The organism is Alysiella filiformis, from assembly GCF_014054525.1.
Taxonomy (GTDB): domain Bacteria; phylum Pseudomonadota; class Gammaproteobacteria; order Burkholderiales; family Neisseriaceae; genus Simonsiella; species Simonsiella filiformis.
In genome coordinates this window covers 1,340,612-1,357,564 of the sequence record NZ_CP059564.1, presented here as the reverse complement: position 1 = coordinate 1,357,564, position 16,953 = coordinate 1,340,612, and the positions used below count along the sequence as shown (strand labels likewise).

17 protein-coding genes are annotated in these 16,953 nt (G+C 46.5%); 6 read left to right on the top strand and 11 right to left on the bottom strand.

The window, feature by feature from the left end:
- Positions 1-2 precede the first annotated feature (2 nt).
- The 3 genes from ccoG to surE all read right to left on the bottom strand — a co-directional run bounded on the left by ccoG (position 3) and on the right by surE (position 2,542).
- Positions 3-1,436: a cytochrome c oxidase accessory protein CcoG gene (ccoG, locus tag H3L97_RS06705; RefSeq protein WP_097113532.1), complete on the bottom strand. Its 1,434-nt coding sequence runs from the start codon at positions 1,434-1,436 to the stop codon at positions 3-5.
- Positions 1,437-1,597: 161 nt separating this feature from the next.
- On the bottom strand, positions 1,598-1,723 hold the full coding sequence (locus H3L97_RS12045) for a hypothetical protein (protein ID WP_257010976.1): 126 nt from the start codon (positions 1,721-1,723) through the stop codon (positions 1,598-1,600).
- A 63-nt stretch (positions 1,724-1,786) separates the two neighbouring features.
- Positions 1,787-2,542, bottom strand: a complete 756-nt coding sequence (gene surE, locus H3L97_RS06700) for a 5'/3'-nucleotidase SurE (protein WP_097113533.1) — start codon at positions 2,540-2,542, stop codon at positions 1,787-1,789.
- A 117-nt stretch (positions 2,543-2,659) separates the two neighbouring features.
- Here surE and H3L97_RS06695 point away from each other — a divergent pair, with 117 nt between their 5' ends.
- Together H3L97_RS06695 and yfaE are read left to right on the top strand one after the other, a co-directional pair.
- Positions 2,660-4,699, top strand: coding sequence for a capsular polysaccharide biosynthesis protein (locus tag H3L97_RS06695; RefSeq protein ID WP_097113534.1), 2,040 nt, complete (start codon positions 2,660-2,662; stop codon positions 4,697-4,699).
- A 34-nt stretch (positions 4,700-4,733) separates the two neighbouring features.
- Positions 4,734-4,994, top strand: a complete 261-nt coding sequence (yfaE, locus tag H3L97_RS06690) for a class I ribonucleotide reductase maintenance protein YfaE (protein ID WP_097113535.1) — start codon at positions 4,734-4,736, stop codon at positions 4,992-4,994.
- A gap of 20 nt (positions 4,995-5,014) precedes the next feature.
- Here the strand turns inward: yfaE and H3L97_RS06685 are convergent, their stop codons facing one another.
- From H3L97_RS06685 to H3L97_RS06660, 6 genes are all read right to left on the bottom strand, one after another.
- On the bottom strand, positions 5,015-5,281 hold the full coding sequence (locus H3L97_RS06685) for a GNAT family N-acetyltransferase (RefSeq protein ID WP_097113663.1): 267 nt from the start codon (positions 5,279-5,281) through the stop codon (positions 5,015-5,017).
- A gap of 1 nt (position 5,282) precedes the next feature.
- Positions 5,283-6,125 (bottom strand): dihydropteroate synthase, encoded by an 843-nt coding sequence (gene folP, locus H3L97_RS06680; protein WP_097113536.1) that lies wholly within the window; start codon positions 6,123-6,125, stop codon positions 5,283-5,285.
- A 17-nt stretch (positions 6,126-6,142) separates the two neighbouring features.
- Positions 6,143-7,066, bottom strand: a complete 924-nt coding sequence (locus H3L97_RS06675) for a DUF1294 domain-containing protein (RefSeq protein WP_179655769.1) — start codon at positions 7,064-7,066, stop codon at positions 6,143-6,145.
- 76 nt (positions 7,067-7,142) lie between these two features.
- Positions 7,143-9,101 (bottom strand): ATP-dependent zinc metalloprotease FtsH, encoded by a 1,959-nt coding sequence (gene ftsH, locus H3L97_RS06670; RefSeq protein WP_097113538.1) that lies wholly within the window; start codon positions 9,099-9,101, stop codon positions 7,143-7,145.
- A gap of 65 nt (positions 9,102-9,166) precedes the next feature.
- A complete protein-coding gene (gene rlmE / locus H3L97_RS06665) occupies positions 9,167-9,787 on the bottom strand; it encodes a 23S rRNA (uridine(2552)-2'-O)-methyltransferase RlmE (protein WP_097113539.1) in 621 nt (206 codons plus the stop codon).
- A 255-nt stretch (positions 9,788-10,042) separates the two neighbouring features.
- Entirely contained in the window at positions 10,043-10,915 is an 873-nt protein-coding gene (locus H3L97_RS06660; RefSeq protein WP_097113540.1) for a YicC/YloC family endoribonuclease, read from the bottom strand.
- 136 nt (positions 10,916-11,051) lie between these two features.
- Between H3L97_RS06660 and rph the strand changes: the two genes are divergently transcribed.
- The 4 genes from rph (at position 11,052) to H3L97_RS06640 (ending at position 14,787) form a co-directional block, all read left to right on the top strand.
- Positions 11,052-11,777, top strand: a complete 726-nt coding sequence (gene rph, locus H3L97_RS06655; RefSeq protein ID WP_179655771.1) for a ribonuclease PH — start codon at positions 11,052-11,054, stop codon at positions 11,775-11,777.
- Positions 11,778-12,097: 320 nt separating this feature from the next.
- Complete coding sequence (locus tag H3L97_RS06650) at positions 12,098-13,357, top strand: tetratricopeptide repeat protein (RefSeq protein ID WP_143269091.1); 1,260 nt, start codon at positions 12,098-12,100, stop codon at positions 13,355-13,357.
- Positions 13,358-13,381: 24 nt separating this feature from the next.
- Positions 13,382-13,795 carry an RNA-binding S4 domain-containing protein gene (locus H3L97_RS06645; RefSeq protein ID WP_097113542.1) on the top strand — a complete coding sequence of 138 codons (414 nt, stop codon included), beginning with the start codon at positions 13,382-13,384 and terminating at the stop codon, positions 13,793-13,795.
- A gap of 212 nt (positions 13,796-14,007) precedes the next feature.
- On the top strand, positions 14,008-14,787 hold the full coding sequence (locus H3L97_RS06640; RefSeq protein WP_034295383.1) for a ferredoxin--NADP reductase: 780 nt from the start codon (positions 14,008-14,010) through the stop codon (positions 14,785-14,787).
- 228 nt (positions 14,788-15,015) lie between these two features.
- Here the strand turns inward: H3L97_RS06640 and nrdB are convergent, their stop codons facing one another.
- Positions 15,016-16,149: a class Ia ribonucleoside-diphosphate reductase subunit beta gene (gene nrdB, locus H3L97_RS06635; protein ID WP_097113665.1), complete on the bottom strand. Its 1,134-nt coding sequence runs from the start codon at positions 16,147-16,149 to the stop codon at positions 15,016-15,018.
- Positions 16,150-16,343: 194 nt separating this feature from the next.
- A complete protein-coding gene (locus tag H3L97_RS06630; RefSeq protein WP_371271222.1) occupies positions 16,344-16,901 on the bottom strand; it encodes a NemA protein in 558 nt (185 codons plus the stop codon).
- Positions 16,902-16,953 lie beyond the last annotated feature (52 nt).

Genomic DNA, 16,953 nt, shown 5'->3' with positions numbered 1-16,953 from the left:
CTTTATTCTCCCATAAAGGTGGTTTTTTCTCGGATTTCGCGTATGGCTTGCTCGCCCTGCTCCAAACGATATTGGAAGGTAAACTCAATGGGGTGGCTGCCTTTACGCGCATATTCAGGCTGGGTGGCAACCTGCACAGGCACATTGATGATTTGACGCGGTGGCACAGCAATGCCATTTTCAGGCAGCCCTGTTAAGTAAATGTCTTCAAAACCTTGTACTTTGGCGGTAACAATTTGCACATCATCGCTGGCATTGCTGATGTGTAAGGTGTAAGCATTTTCCAGCAGACCTTGTTTGTTGGTACGCACCATCACGCCACGGTCTTTGATGATGTCAATTTGCATGGTTTGACGGGTTGCCACGCCTGCAATCAAACCCACCACCGCCAATGCCAACGCCAAACCATAACCCACCACTTTGGGACGCAGCAGGCGTTTTTTGATGTCGGCATCGGTGTATTCGCGTTGCAACACCGCTTCGGTGGTGTAGCGGATTAAGCCGCGTGGGTAATTCATTTTATCCATGATTTCATTGCACGCATCAATACAGGCAGCGCAGCCAATACATTGATATTGCAAGCCATCACGAATGTCTATGCCCACAGGACACACTTGCACACACGCCATACAGTTAATGCAATCGCCCAAAGGTTTGTCCTCGGGTTTGGCGTTTTTCTTGCGCGCACCGCGTGGTTCGCCACGCGCCGTGTCGTAGGAAATGACCAAAGTGTCGTGGTCAAACATCGCGCTTTGAAAACGGGCATAAGGACACATGTGCAAACAAACCTGTTCACGCATGATATGCCCAAACAACCATGTGATGAGACCATACACCGCCGCCGTACCCAAAGCCACATTGCCTGCCGTGCCGTTGAAAATGGCTGGCACAAATTCACGAATTGGCGTAAACCAGCCTGCAAATGTGATGCCTGTCCACGCGGCAACGGCAAAAATCAGCAAATATTTGGTTAATTTGATGCGGATTTTGCGGAAATGCCAAGGTTCTTTGTCCAATTTCAGGCGTTTGTTGCGGTCGCCTTCTACCAAGTGGTCTATCCACAACATGATTTCGGTGTACACGGTTTGTGGGCAGGAATAGCCGCACCACAAACGCCCCGCCACCGTTGTCCACCAAAATAAACCAAAGGCAGACACAATCAGCAATCCTGTTAAATAGAGCAAATCGGCTGGCTCAAACACCATACCGAAAATGTAAAAATGTCGCCCCAAAATGTCAAACCACACGGCTTGGCGACCGTTCCACATCAACCACGGCACACCGTAAAAAAACAACTGGGTGGCAATTATCATGAAAATGCGGATATTGGCGTATTTACCATCGGCTTTTTTGGGGTGAATGCGCTCGGTTTTTTTGTAAAGTTGCACCACCTGTTCTTTCACTTCGGGTTTGGGCTTGTTTTCTGGTTCAGACATGGCTGTGTTCCTTTATATTTTTTTTGAATATGTGGGATAACTTGGCATTATACGCCTTATTTTGCCGTTTTTTTAGCGCATAAATTTCATCTATTGAAATAAAAATTTCAGGCAGCCTGCCAAAGTGGAGCAAAAGCGCAAGGCTGCCTGAAAATGTGTCATTACCAACGATAGGTTGAACCAATCGCGCCAAACACGCCATTGTTATTGGCTTGCACGCTGGTGTGGGTGTAGGCGCAACCGTTTAATGCCAACAGAATGCTTGCCAAAATTAAAGTTTGTTTCATTTGTATTTATCCTTAAAAAATGGGTTTTCAGGCTGCCTGAAACGGGGTTCTGCGTAGCCAAAATCACATCTTCATGTTTTGAAAAAAGGTTTTCAGCGCATCGCGTTGGCTGTGGGCGGTCAAATCCACTTGCAGGGGCGTGATGCTGATTTTGCCTGCTTCGCAAGCGGCGAAATCGGTACCACTTTCATTGTCTGCCACTTCGCCAACTGTGCCTATCCAGTAAATGTCTTCGCCGCGCGGGTTGGTGGCGGGAATGATGCTTTGTGTGTGGTGTCGCCGCCCCAATCGTGTGATTTCAAAGCCTTGCAATTCATGCACTGCCACGGCTGGAATGTTCACATTCCACAAAATGGGCAAGCTCGGCGGCGTTGCCAAAACGTGCGACAACACCGTCCACACGGCACGTTCCACCGTGTCGGCATAGCTGGCAAAACGCGATGAGTTGAGCGAAAAGGCAATGGCAGGGATGCCCATTAAATAGGCTTCGGTGGCAGCGGCAACCGTGCCTGAATAGAGCGTGTCATCGCCCATGTTTGCGCCGTGGTTCACGCCTGAAATGACCAAATCGGGTTGAAAATCGGTCAGCGCGTGCAAACCCAAATGAATGCAATCGGTGGGGGTGCCGCTCACAAAATAAAAGCCGTTTTCAGCCTGCCTGATGCGCAGGGGGCGGTCTAGGGTCAGCGAATTGCTCACGCCACTGCGGTCGCGTTCGGGGGCAACCACGCGCACATTGGCAAATTCGCTCGCCACACGCGCCAGCAGCGCAATGCCTTGCGACAAATAGCCGTCATCGTTGGAAATCAGAATATTCATTGTTTTGCCTTTCTTTTTGGTGGGAAACACATTTTACGGTACAATTTCGTTTTCAGGCAGCTTTTGTGATTGTGGCTGCCTGAAAACCGTATCTTCTCAAATCAAACCCAAGTCGCCATGAACCACGCCGCCGTTTTTTCGCGCAAATTGCGCCATCTGCCTTACTTATCTGAATTTTTTCCCAATACGCACATCAGCGCACCGCAAAAATCATGTGATTGCGTGTTTGGCTGGGGTTATCGCCCCACCGCCAACCGCGCCCGTCAATACGCCCAACAACACGCCCTGCCCTATGTGGCTTTGGAAGATGGCTTTGTGCGCTCACTCGGTTTGGGTGTGGACAATTATCCCACATTTTCATTGATTTACGATGATGTGGGCATGTATTACCACACCAGCCAACCCAATCGTTTGGAAAAGCTGATTTTACAAAGCCATGATTTATCAGATGAAATTTTATCGCAAGCCCAACGCGCTTTACAAACCATGCTGGCGGCTCAAATCAGCAAATACAACCACGCGCCACCGTTTTCAGGCAGCCTGAAACGCGACAATCGCCCACTTATCTTGTTGATAGACCAAACTTTTGGCGACATGGCGGTGCAATATGGCGGCGCAGATGAACAGACTTTCGCGCAAATGTTGGCGCAGGCGGTGCGCGACAACCCCAATGCCGACATCGTCATCAAAACCCACCCCGATGTGTTGAGTGGCAAAAAACGCGGCTATTTCGCCCAAAGCCAAGGGGCTAATGTTCGGATTTGGGCGCAAGATTGCAATCCCATTTCCCTATTAAAACAAGTGGATAAAGTTTATTGCGTTACTTCACAAATGGGCTTTGAAGCCTTGATGTGTGGCAAGGAAGTTCATGTTTTTGGTGCGGCTTGGTATGCGGGTTGGGGCTTGACGCAAGATTATCATCAACAAATCAAGCAATTACAACATGAAAACAGGCGTGCGCCACGCAGTTTGTTGCAACTGTTTGCGGCGGCGTATTGTCAATACACGCGCTACATCAACCCTCACACGGGGAAATTGGGCAATTTATTGGATTTGTTGCATTATTTGCAAAAGGCGATGGACGACAATGAACGTTTGCGCGGCACGATTTATTGCGTGGGCGTGTCGCTGTGGAAACAGGCGGTGATGAAGCCGTTTTTCAGGTTGCCTGCTTGTGATTTGCGTTTTGTGTCGCGCTTGGACAAAATCCCCACCGAAAAGCTGCCTGAAAACAGCCGCTTACTGGTATGGGGGCGCGGCAAAACGGCACAACTGGATTTTGCCCAACGCCACGCGCTGCCCATTTTGCACATGGAAGATGGTTTCATCAGGTCGGTGGGATTGGGTTCCAATCTCACGCCGCCTTTGTCGTTGGTGATTGATGATGTGGGGATTTATTTTGATGCAACCGCGCCTTCTCGTTTGGAATGGATTTTGCAAAACCACGTTTTCAGCCAGCCTGAATTGACTTTGGCAACCGAAATCCAGCAAAAATTGTTGGCGGCAAACATTTCCAAATACAATGTGGGTAACACCGCTTTCAGGCAGCCTGAAACCACCCAGCCCATTTTATTGGTAACAGGACAAGTGGAAGACGATGCGTCCATACAATTCGGTTCGCCACAAATCCGCGATAATTTGGCTTTGTTGAAATTGGTACGCGAACGCAATCCCCACGCCCACATCATCTACAAACCCCACCCCGATGTGGTAAGCGGCAACCGCGTAGGGCAAATCCCCAACGACATCGCCCAACAATACGCCAACCAAATTGAAACCGAAACCGATATTTTAAGCTGCCTGAATGCCGCAGATGAAGTGCATACGCTCACATCGCTCACAGGATTTGAGGCACTGTTGCGCGGCAAAAAGGTGTTTTGCTACGGTTTGCCGTTTTACGCGGGTTGGGGTTTGACCCACGATGAAATCGCCACGCCACGCCGCACGCGCCAGCTCACGCTGCCTGAATTGGTTTGCGGCACGCTGGTGCATTATCCGCAATACATACACCCACACAGCCATCAGCGCATTGACGTATTGGGCGCAATAGAAATTTTGCGCGAACAAAAACGCCACGCCCAGCACCACATTCACCGTTCGTGGCACAGCAAGCAGCACGAAAAAATCAAACAACTGTGGCGCAGCTTGCGCGGATAAATGTTCATTTTTCACACCCAAACAACCACACATCATGCCCAAAATCAAAACCGACCACCGCGAATTTGAATTAAGCCACGGCGCAAACCTGCTGCAAGCCCTTGAACAAACAGGACACGCCATAGAATACCAATGCCGAAGCGGTTATTGCGGTTCATGCCGCGTGAAATTGCGTTCAGGCAGCGTGCGCTACGCCAGTTTGCCAATGGCATTTGTGGCAGCAGATGAAATTTTGCCCTGCTGCTGCATTGTGGAGCAAGACATTGAAATTGCTTGCCAATTACGCGAAAAATGAACGTTCAGGCAGCCTGAAACCTATTCCACGAATAAATCCCGATATTCAGGATTTTTCGCCACAAACGCCACCACAAAACCACAAGTGGCACGAATTTGCCAATTTTCCAAACGCGCCCAATCCAAAGCATGACGCACCAAAGCCGTGCCAATGCCACGCCCACCCAATTCAGGCGGCACAATCGTATGATTAAAAACGCGAATTTCGCCGTCCAAAACATAGCTCAAATAAGCCACATTGCCATTTTCATGGTATTCAAAACGCTGGTTTTGATGAACAATATTCATTTCAAACAATCCTTTCATGCAATTTTTGCCATACTTTCAAAGCATCTGCCGTTTCACGCACATCGTGAACCCGAACGATTTTCGCACCACGTTCCACCGCAAACAAAGCCGCCGCCACGCTGCCTGAAACGCGCTCGCAGGGCATTTCACGCCCTGTGATTTCGCCTATCATGCGTTTGCGCGACACGCCCACCAAATGCGGCAAATTGTATTGCGTGGACAATTTGTCCAAATTTTGCAACAATGCGATATTGTGCGCCAAATTTTTGCCAAAACCCAAACCCACGTCCAACACAATCCGATTCAAAGCCATGCCAGCCTGAACGCAAATGCCAACACGCGCCCCCAAATAATCCGCCACTTCTCGCACAACATCTTGATAATTTGGATTATTTTGCATATTTTCAGGCAAGCCTTTCATGTGCATCAGGCACACGCCCACGCCCGATTGTGCCACCAAATCCACTGCGCCCACATCTTCCAAAGCCTGCACATCATTCACAATATCCAGCGCATTTTTGTCCAAAGCGCGTTGTATGATGACCGTGCGGCGCGTATCCAAACTGATTGGTACTTGCCATTTGGACAATTCGTCCAAAATGGGGGCAACACGCGACCACTCTTCATCAGGCGAAACAGGCAAAGCATTGGGGCGCGTGGATTCGCCACCGATGTCCAAAATGTCTGCACCGTCCAAAAGCAATTTTTCAGCATGGGCGAGCGCGGTTTTCAGGCTGCCTGAATATTGCCCGCCATCCGAAAATGAATCGGGCGTAACATTCACAATGCCCATGATTTTGGGCGAGCTTAAATCAATTTGAAAACGTTGTGTTTGCCAAAGCATTTGATTTTCCTTATTTTTTATCTTAACCATTCAGCCAATTTGGGTAACAGATAAATCGTTGCCCCCACATTCGCCACCACCGTTACCCAAAATACGATAACAAATTCTTGTTTTGTCGTTTTGTGATTGAATAAATATCGCGCCAACAAACCACCGCACCAACCACCTAACAAAGCCCAAGTATGTAAATTGGCTTCTGGCACACGCCATTCGCCATCATTTGCCGCTTTTTTATCTTTCCAATAAAAACCAAATAAAATCAAAGATAAAATACCATAAATCATCGCTAATTTAGGTAAACGCCATGCACACAAGCCCAACCAAATCACCATAACCAATAAAGCCATTATCGCTTTTGCATTCAAATTCGCTTCACGTTCTGCTTGGCGGCGTTGTTGTACACGTTGAATACGTTGGCGTTGTGCGGAAGTAACCGAAGTTGCCGCCCAACGTTTGCCATCTGATTTTTTTGCGGTAAACAAAACCGCTTCACCTTCCTGTGGACGAAATTTTCCTTGATTAAGCGGTAAATCATTAACATGAAAGAAAATTTTTTCTTTAAAATTATCGGTTTGAATAAAACCAAAACCACGCTCATCATTCCATTCCACAATTTTCCCCAAAGTTTGATTTTGAAAATTGGGTTGTGATTGAGGTGGTGTAGATGGTTTTGGGGCAGCTTGAACTTTGGGATTGACTTGCTGATGATTCACTTGGGCGCGGCGTTGTGGGGAACTGACAACCGTTGCTTTCCAACCTTTTGTATCAGGTTCAGCAATCACTTGGACGGTTTCACCGACTTTGGGTTCAATTTGCGGTGAATGCAATGATTTGATATGAAAGAAAATTTTTGTTTTACAATCATCTGCCAAAATAAAACCAAAAGCGCGTTCAGGCTGCCACGATTGAATTTTTCCTATAAATTTTTGTGATGTCGTCATGTAAATTACCTTTAAACTTTGAAATAAAAGCAGCCTGAAAACCATTCCCCAGTTTTCAGGCTGCCTGAATCAAAAATTACGCTTTATTTTCCGTATCGGATTTTACCACCGTTTCTGGCTCATTTTCCGCTTTGTCCATTTGCGGCAATTCGGCAAATTCGCTGTTATCGGCTTGGGCTTGTTCCGCTTCCGATTTCACATTGTGGCTGTAATCTTTGGGCGGAGAAGGCTGTTTGCCCGCCATGATTTCCAGCACTTGGTCGCGGTCAATGGTTTCCCAGTCCATCAAGGCTTTGCACATGGTCTCCATTTTGTCGCGGTTTTCGCTCAAAATTTTGTAGGCAACGGCATATTGTTCGTCCAAAATGCGGCGGATTTCCGCGTCCACTTCCTGCTGGGTTTTTTCAGAAATGTGTTGTGAACGCGTTACGCTGCGACCCAAAAACACTTCGCCCTCATTTTCCGCATACACCATCACACCCATTTTTTCGCTCATGCCAAAGCGCGTTACCATTTCACGCGCCAAAGCGGTGGCACGTTCAAAGTCGTTGGACGCGCCTGTGGAAATGCGCCCCACATACAAATCTTCCGCAATGCGTCCGCCAAACAAAATGGACAGTTGGCTCAACATTTGGTCTTTGTACATGGAAATGCGGTCGCGTTCAGGCAGCTGCCACGTCAAGCCCAACGCACGTCCACGCGGCATAATCGTAACCTTGTGAACAGGGTCGGTAAACGGCAAACTTTCCGCCACAATCGCATGACCTGCTTCGTGGTAGGCGGTGGCGCGTTTTTCGTCTTCATGCATCACCATGCTGCGGCGTTCTGGTCCCATGTAGATTTTGTCTTTGGCATCTTCAAAATCGCTTTGGTCAACCTTTTTCTTGTTGCGGCGACCTGCAAACAAGGCGGCTTCATTGACCAAATTCGCCAAATCCGCACCCGAAAACCCCGGTGTACCACGCGCCAACGTTACCAAATCCACGCTTTCGTCCAAAGGCACTTTTTTGGCATGCACTTTCAAAATTTGTTCACGACCGCGAATATCGGGCAATGGCACAACCACTTGACGGTCAAAACGTCCCGGACGTTGCAAAGCTGGGTCAAGCACGTCTGGGCGGTTGGTGGCGGCAATCACAATCACGGTTTGATTGCTTTCAAAGCCGTCCATTTCCACCAAAAGTTGGTTCAGGGTTTGTTCGCGTTCGTCATTGCCACCGCCCAAACCTGCACCGCGTTGGCGACCCACCGCGTCAATCTCGTCAATAAAAATGATACAAGGCGCGTTTTTCTTGGCTTGTTCAAACATATCGCGCACGCGGCTTGCGCCCACGCCCACAAACATTTCCACAAAATCCGAACCCGAAATGCTGAAAAATGGCACGCCCGCTTCGCCTGCAATCGCTTTTGCCAACAGGGTTTTACCCGTACCAGGGCTGCCTGCCAACAAAATACCGCGTGGCACACGTCCGCCCAAAGATTGATAGCGATTGGGGGCTTTCAAATAATCCACGATTTCTTGGACTTCTTCTTTGGCTTCATCGCAGCCTGCCACGTCTGAAAATTTCACGGTGTTGGCATCTTTGTCCAACAAACGCGCACGGCTTTTGCCAAATGAAAACGCGCCACCTTTGCCACCGCCCGTTTGCGCGCGCATGAAGTAAATCCACACGGCAATCAGCAACAATACAGGCAGCAAACTCATAAACAGGCTGCCCAAAACGCTGGGTTTTTCTTCGGGCGTTACTTTTACGCGGACGTTGTTTTCAGTCAGCGTTTGAATCAATTTGTCGTCCAAAGGGGCATTGGTTACGAACGTGGATTTTTCCGCGTCATTGCGTTCGCCTTTAATGGTGTAGCCTGCTGGCGAACCTTCCAAGTTCACATTATTGATTTCTTTGGCTTTAACTTGTTGTAAAAATTGTGAATATTCAATTTGTTTTGAATCGGCTTTTTTCTCTTGCATGGCATTGATGCCTGCTGCAATGGCAAGAAACAATGCACCCCAAACGAGAATATTTTTGATGTTCCCCACAGAAACACGCTCCTGTTGAATGATGATTTAAAGTGGTTGGATTTTAAAACACGATTAAGCACTTGTCAGCGTTTATTTTTGCCCAATAGATAAATTTCGCTGGAACGATTGCGTGAAGCATCGGGTTTGCGCGTTTGCACGGTGGCAAAAATTTGGCGCATGGCGTTCAAGTATTCTTGATAGCCTGAACCTTGAAACACTTTTACCAAAAATGAACCGCCTGTTTTTAAATGATTTTGGGCAAAATCCAACGCCAATTCGCACAAATAATAGCTTCGCGCTTGGTCTGTAACCGCATTGCCTGACATATTGGGTGCCATATCGCAAATTACAAGGTCAAGCGGACGATTTTGTAGCAGATTTTCAAATTGTGCCAATATGTTTTCTTCACGAAAATCGCCTTGTATGAAATCCACACCTTCTATTGCGTCCATGGGCAGAATGTCTAGGGCGAAGACTTTGCCTGTTGTGCCGACCAATTTGGCGGCAACTTGCGACCAACTTCCTGGTGCGCTGCCCAAATCGGCAAGCACGGTGCCTTGTTTGATGAGTTTGTCTTTTTCGTTGATTTCCAATAATTTGTAGGCGGCACGGGCGCGGTAGCCGTCTTTTTGGGCGCGCTGAACGTAGGGGTCATTGACGTGTTCGTGCAGCCACGCGGGGGAGGATTTGGAGCGTTGTACCATGATTTTCTTTTCTGTTTTGTGTTTTCAGGCTGCCTGAAATTTTGTCGTGCTGCAATTTGAACCCCTCTCCCCTTGGGAGAGGGCTGGGGAGAGGGATTATCGCAGAGGGGTTTCCCTCTCCCTACCCCTCTCCCAAGGGGAGAGGGAATTGGGGGTTGGCACGTTTTAAGTTTGCTGCCTGAAAATCATTTATCTTGTTGCCAAAATGCTTTTTCAGGCAGCCTGAAAACAAATTGGGCTGCCTGAAACATTTGTTTATTCAATATTTTGCACTTGCTCGCGCATTTGTTCAATCAGCACTTTCAGTTCTACGGAAACTTGGGTGCATTCGCTGGCGATGGATTTGCTGCCCAAGGTGTTGGCTTCGCGATTGAGTTCTTGCATGAGAAAATCCAAACGTTTGCCTACGGTGCCTTTGTGTTCGGTAATCAGGCGGCGCACTTCGGCAATGTGGGTACGCAAGCGGCTGAATTCTTCATCTACATCGGCTTTTTGCATAAACAGGGCAAATTCTTGTTTTAAGCGGTCATCGTCTATGCTCAAAATGGCTTCGCCCAAACGCGCTCTGGCGCGCTGAATATGTGATTGCAAAATGCTGGGAAACAGGCTTTCTAGGGCGGTAATCAGGTCGTCCATCAGTTCCAAGCGTTCCAGCAAATGGGCTTGCAATTTCACGCCTTCGCGTTGGCGTGTGGCAACAAAATCCAACAGGGCATGATTGAGCAGGTGCAAAACGTGTTCGCCCAATGATTCGGTGTCGCGTTCTGCGCTCACGATGACGTTGGGGAATTTCAAAATTTCGGCTACGGTCAATTTGCCCAAGCTGGCGTGTTTGTCGCGCCATTTGGCGTTGAGTGCTGCCAGTTCATCTACCAGCTCTTCGTTGATGTGCAGGCTGCCTGAATGTTTGCCGATGTTGCTTAATTGTATGCGGCATTCAATTTTGCCGCGTGTAACGTGTTGGGCGATTTGTTCGCGCATGGCACTTTCTAAATAGCGCAAATCATCGGGCATTTTGAACTGTACGTCCAAAAAACGGTGATTGACGGCACGAATTTCCAAATCAATCCGTGTGTTACTTGATTCGCCTGTGGTGTGGGCAAATCCTGTCATGCTTTTGATGGTCATGGTGTTTCTCGCTGTTATTGTAAAAATAAATTGGGGAAAAGCGACTGAATCTTAACAGAAAATAACGGTTTAATAAACCGCAATTTTGCCTTTCAGGCTGCCTGAAAATATAATGGCGTTTTTTTGGGAAAACATCATGACTTACACACGCCAAAACCGCGCTGCCCATGCTTTGCGCGATGTTCAGATTACGCCAAATTTTTTGCCCCACGCTGACGGCTCGGTGCTGATTGCGTGTGGCAACACGAAAATCATCTGCACCGCCACGATTGATGAAGCCGTGCCGCCCTTTTTGCGTGGCAAAGGCGAAGGTTGGGTTACGGCAGAATACGGTATGTTGCCCGCGTCCACCCAATCGCGCATGAAACGTGAGGCGGCTGCTGGCAAACAATCGGGTCGCACCCAAGAAATTCAGCGTTTGATTGGGCGAAGTTTACGCGCTTGCGTGGACATGAAAAAATTGGGCGAACGCCAAATTTTGATTGATTGCGATGTGATTCAAGCCGATGGCGGTACGCGCACGGCAAGCATTACAGGCGCGTTTGTGGCATTGAAAATTGCCATACACAAAATGTTGGCAGACGGCAGGCTGGCTGAAAATCCGCTTACAGGCAGCGTGGCGGCGGTGTCGGTGGGGGTGGTGGGCGGTGTGCCTTTACTGGATTTGGATTACCCCGAAGATTCAGGCTGCGACAGCGATGTGAATTTGGTTATGCTCAATGCGGAAAAAATCATTGAAATTCAAGGCACGGCGGAAGACGCAGCGTTCAGCATGGCGGAATTGGCGGAATTGATTGCGCTGGGGCAAAAGGGGATTGCGGAATTGACGGTTTTGCAGGGAAAAGCGTTTCAGGCTGCCTGAAAAATTAAGAAACTGCTACTTAATCAAAAAACAGATTAAGTAGCAGCATGATTATGGTTTAGAGAATAAACGGTTTATTTCCCTTTGCCTGAACCACCGCCAGAAGTACGTCCACCACCACTAGGCGGATTGTTACCACGTCTACCACCAGAGGGGTTACCAGTGCGACTTGGGAAATTGGGATTAGCGTTACCAGTATTGTTTACTGCCATAATTAAAGCTCCTAAAAATTAAAGTTAAATGAAGTATCTGTCAAAACTTGGTTTTAATTGGAAAGCAGTTAATCAAAACTTTCGTTCAACAGATGTGCGGAGTATAGAGTGGAAAATACAGGACAAATGGACATTCCAAAGGACAATTCCTTTTTAAAAATGGAATATGCTGATAGGATATTGTTTATAAAAGATAAATTAGATATTCCATTAAAGCAGCTAGCAGAGAAAATTTACAGTTCTTTACGAAAAAATAATCCTAATGATGATAAAGAGGGTGAGGCTGAAAAGAAATATGTGGAAAGTTTCTTAAAAGCAATGCAGCGCTCAAAAGAAAATAAAGGGGTAACTCGTGAAAAAACTATTTTGCGATTAAAAGAAGCATTTACTGTACTTTTATGTTTACCCGAAGTTAAAAAATTAAATTTACCACCTGATTTTGAAGACTGGGAAAATAGAGATAATGCAGAATATATTCTTGATTTGTGTGAAGAATATTTTCAGTTATTGGATAAACATATTGTGGTTCAGCCAAATGAAAGATTCTTAAAGAATTTAAACAACATTATTCAGGCAGCCAATAACGGACATATTCAAGCTCAAACTGCTGTTGGAGAGTTTTACTTTAATGGTGGAACTTTAAATATTCCTAATTTTTCATTGGCGTTTGATTATTTTTCGCATGCTGCAAATCAACATTGTCCACGAGCATTATGGAAATTGGGTTTAATGCAAGAAGACAAGGATTTTGGTCTTTCGCCCAATATGCAACTGGCATTTCGTTATTTTAAACTTTCGGCAGACCAAGATTTTCCTATGGCTTTAAATCGTATTGCCTGTTGTTATGGTAATGGTGATGGAACAGAGCGAGATGATAAATTATTTTTTGAATATGCAAAAAAATCAGCAGACTTAGGAAATGAAATCGGTCAATTATCTGTTGCGTATGCTTATTACATTGGTAAAGGTGTTGAACAAGATTATGAAAAAGCTGTAGAAATTTATAGCCATATACTTTCTATATCATTTCAATACTTACCTCATTGCTTCGCACGTTTAGGATACATGTATTTAAACGGGTTGGGTGTGGAACAAGATATAGATACAGCAAATATGTGTTACGCAACTGTTAAAAGAGTATTTGATAAACGATATCCAGATGCCAAAGATGATATTGAAGGATTTGAACTATTTTTAAATCTTGACCTTGATATTAGACCCTATACTATATTAAATGGGTTCAAAAGGGGTTTAAAGGCGAAATTACTAGGAACAAATTCGATTACACTCAATGAGAGAATGGTATCTCGTTATTCAATTCCTGATGATGAATACAAAATTTTTCGTAATAATTTTCAGAAAGTATAAAATACAAAAAATTAAGGAAAAACCATGAGCAAACAACACGATGACGACAACCGCGAAGACACCATGCGCCTAGACAAATGGCTGTGGGCGGCACGCTTTTTCAAAACACGCTCTTTGGCAAGCAAGCATATTGAACTCGGTCGCGTGGCAGTCAATGGTGTGAAAACCAAAACCAGCAAATACATTGTGGTGGGTGATGTGGTGGATTTAACTTTAAATTCATTGCCTTATAAATTGAAAATCCTTGCGCTCAATCATCAGCGCAGACCCGCACCCGAAGCCCGTTTGCTTTACGAAGAAGACGCGCAAACCGCCGCCCAACGCGAAGCCCAAAAAGCCCTAGACCAAGCCAGCCGAATCACCGCCGCCTACCCAGACGGTCGCCCCACCAAACGCGACCGCCGTCAGCTTGACCGCATGAAACGCGGCGAATGGTAGCCAGTTGAAACTGATTCGCATATAATCGGCGTTCTTATTCTAAAACACTTTTGCAGGCAGCCTTTTCGGTACACGACAAAAATTTTTGGGTTACCTAAAACTCGTCCTCTCCCCCTTGCATAGGGGGAGGGGTAGATTGGTGGCACCATCAAAAATGATGTGTGTATGTGTAAGGCAGCCTGAAAAAATATTTTTATCAAGAAAGTAACACAATGGCAGCATTCAACACCCAAGAAGTTTTGTCCGTACACCACTGGACAGACGCATATTTCAGTTTCACTTGCACCCGCGATGAAAGTCTGCGCTTTGAAAACGGACAATTCGTCATGATAGGCTTGATGGTGGACGGCAAACCGCTCATGCGCGCATACAGCGTAGCCAGCGCAAACTGGGAAGAACACCTTGAATTTTTTAGCATTAAAGTTCAAGATGGTCCTCTGACCAGCCGCTTGCAACACCTAAAAGTGGGCGATGAAATCCTCATCAGCAAAAAGCCCACAGGCACGCTCATTGCCAGCGATTTGAATCCCAATGCCAAGCATTTGTATTTATTGTCCACAGGCACAGGGCTTGCCCCCTTTTTGAGCGTTACCAAAGACCCTGATATTTATGAACAATTTGAAAAAGTGATTTTGGTACACGGTGTGCGCCACAAAGCGGATTTGGCGTATTACGACCACTTTACCAAAGGGCTGCCTGAACACGAATTTTTGGGCGACATGGTGCGCGAAAAATTGATTTACTACCCAGTCGTATCGCGCGAACCGTTTGAACACCAAGGGCGTTTAACCGATTTGCTGCAAAGCGGCAAAATTTTTGAAGACATCGGCTTGCCCCCCATCAATCCGCAAGACGACCGCGCCATGCTCTGCGGCAGCATGCCCATGAACCGCGATACCGCCGCGATTTTGGACAGTTTTGGTTTGGTGGCATCGCCCAAAGTGGGACAACGTGGCGATTATGTGATTGAACGCGCATTCGTTGAGCAATAAACATTTCAAGCAGCCTGAACATCATTTTCAGGCTGCCTGAAATTTTAATTAACGCTAATTCGGGATAAAAGTAATTGATAAATTTAAGTCACTTTTCTCCCTCTCACTTTGGGAGAGGGCTGGGGAGAGGGTGCGCTACTCAACAAAGCCTCTCTCCAACGCTTTCCCATAGGAAGAGAGAGCTGGTTTATTGGCACATTTGCAGTTACCCTACCGATTTCACATCAATTACAATTCAAAATCTTCCAAATCTTCGGTTTTCACTTCCGCGTCAATTTGTCCGATTAAATAAGATGAAATTTCCACCTCTTGTGGCGCAACTTGCACATTATCCGATGACAACCATGCGTTAATCCAAGGAATGGGATTTTGCGTGGCTTTGGGGAAGGCTTGCGGCAAACCCACCGCGCTCATACGCAAATTGGTAATGTATTCAATGTATTGACACAAAATGTCTTTGTTCAAACCAATCATGCTGCCGTCTTTAAACAGGTATGCCGCCCACTCTTTTTCCTGCTCGGCTGCCTGAATGAACAAATTGAAACTGGTTTCTTGCAATTCGGCGGCGATTTTTGCCATATCGGGGTCGTCCGCACCCGCGCGCATCAGGTTGAGCATATGCTGGGTACTGGTCAAATGCAAGGCTTCATCACGCGCAATCAGCTTGATAATCTTGGCATTGCCCTCCATCAGTTCGCGCTCGGCAAAGGCGAAACTGCACGCAAAAGACACATAAAAACGAATCGCCTCCAACACATTCACGCACATCAAACACAAATAGAGTTTTTTCTTCAATTCATACAATGAAATGCTGATGGATTTGCCATTAACGGTGTGTTTGCCTTCGCCCAAAAGATTGTAATATTGGGTATATTCAATCAAATCATCGTAGTAGCAGGCGATGTCTTCGGCACGGGCGATGATGTATTCGTTTTGCACGATGTCGTCAAACACCAAGCTAGGGTCATTCACGATATTGCGAATGATGTGGGTGTAGCTGCGGCTGTGAATGGTTTCGGAAAACGACCATGTTTCAATCCACGTTTCCAATTCGGGAATGGAAACCAGCGGCAACAACGCCACATTGGGGCTGCGTCCTTGAATGGAATCCAGCAAAGTTTGGTATTTTAAATTGCTGATAAAAATGTGTTTTTCGTGTTCAGGCAGGTTTTGATAATCAATGCGGTCGCGGGAAACGTCGATTTCTTCGGGTCGCCAAAAAAAGGAGAGTTGTTTTTCAATCAGCTTTTCAAAAATTTCGTATTTTTGCTGGTCGTAACGCGCCACGTTTACCGATTGCCCGAAAAACATGGGTTCAAGCAAGGCGTTGTTGGCGGTTTTGCTGAATGTGCTGTATTGCATTTCAATGTGTTCGCAAGACATTTTTTGCTTTCCAAATCCAAATGAGAAAAGTTGTATTTTACCAAATTCCGCCCGTGGCTAAATGACATCTTTGTAATTTGATATTTTGTTTTTGGCTATCGCGCTGGGTTTTTCGGGTTGCTTTTCAAGGCAAAGTCCATGTTTGGCAGCGTAACGCAAGGCTGCCTGAAAAATCATTTCAACAATTTGCCGTCTTTAAAAATTTGGCTTTGCATCACGTTGCCATTCACGGCATACACCGTCAAAGTGCCATTGGCAGGTTGAACGCGAAAGGTATGCAGTTGTTCGCGCGACAAAATCATGGGGTCGGTGCGTTTGCTGCCGCCCATTTCGTAGAAATCTTGTACCAAATATTCGCTTTCGCTGGGTTTGGAAAGCAATTTGCGGTAAAAACCGTTTTTCACGCCACTGTCGCTGGGTGCGCCATTTGCGTCAAAATGGGTGATGATGTTGTCTTGTGGCATGGTTGTTTCGGTGCTTGGCGTGTTGTTGCCAAGTGGAATGTTTACGCTGGTGCCAATGCCAACGTGGTTGCCCAGCATACCGCCCAAACCCACGCCCAATGAAATGCCGTTGCCGTTTACGCCTGTGCAGGCAGCCAAAACCACGCTGGCGGTTAAAATCAAAGCCACATTTTTCATGATGATGTTTCCCAAAGTCAAAAAATGGGCATTGTAGCCGCTTTCAGGCAGCCTGAAACGATGTTTACATTGCCAAACGATTTTTCGCATTCCCCGACACAAAAAAGGCATATAATACGCATTTTTCGTTTTTTTGAGATAA

Bases quoted from the DNA above. Each gene is read 5' to 3' on its own strand.
- H3L97_RS06695 (WP_097113534.1), top strand. From the start codon at position 2,660: ATGAACCACGCCGCCGTTTTTTCGCGCAAATTGCGCCATCTGCCTTAC.
- ccoG (WP_097113532.1), bottom strand. From the start codon at position 1,436: ATGTCTGAACCAGAAAACAAGCCCAAACCCGAAGTGAAAGAACAGGTG.
- H3L97_RS06630 (WP_371271222.1), bottom strand. From the start codon at position 16,901: ATGCGAAAAATCGTTTGGCAATGTAAACATCGTTTCAGGCTGCCTGAA.
- surE (WP_097113533.1), bottom strand. From the start codon at position 2,542: ATGAATATTCTGATTTCCAACGATGACGGCTATTTGTCGCAAGGCATT.
- H3L97_RS12045 (WP_257010976.1), bottom strand. From the start codon at position 1,723: ATGAAACAAACTTTAATTTTGGCAAGCATTCTGTTGGCATTAAACGGT.
- nrdB (WP_097113665.1), bottom strand. From the start codon at position 16,149: ATGCAATACAGCACATTCAGCAAAACCGCCAACAACGCCTTGCTTGAA.
- yfaE (WP_097113535.1), top strand. From the start codon at position 4,734: ATGCCCAAAATCAAAACCGACCACCGCGAATTTGAATTAAGCCACGGC.
- H3L97_RS06660 (WP_097113540.1), bottom strand. From the start codon at position 10,915: ATGACCATCAAAAGCATGACAGGATTTGCCCACACCACAGGCGAATCA.
- H3L97_RS06645 (WP_097113542.1), top strand. From the start codon at position 13,382: ATGAGCAAACAACACGATGACGACAACCGCGAAGACACCATGCGCCTA.
- H3L97_RS06685 (WP_097113663.1), bottom strand. From the start codon at position 5,281: ATGAATATTGTTCATCAAAACCAGCGTTTTGAATACCATGAAAATGGC.
- H3L97_RS06640 (WP_034295383.1), top strand. From the start codon at position 14,008: ATGGCAGCATTCAACACCCAAGAAGTTTTGTCCGTACACCACTGGACA.
- rph (WP_179655771.1), top strand. From the start codon at position 11,052: ATGACTTACACACGCCAAAACCGCGCTGCCCATGCTTTGCGCGATGTT.
- folP (WP_097113536.1), bottom strand. From the start codon at position 6,125: ATGCTTTGGCAAACACAACGTTTTCAAATTGATTTAAGCTCGCCCAAA.
- rlmE (WP_097113539.1), bottom strand. From the start codon at position 9,787: ATGGTACAACGCTCCAAATCCTCCCCCGCGTGGCTGCACGAACACGTC.
- H3L97_RS06675 (WP_179655769.1), bottom strand. From the start codon at position 7,066: ATGACGACATCACAAAAATTTATAGGAAAAATTCAATCGTGGCAGCCT.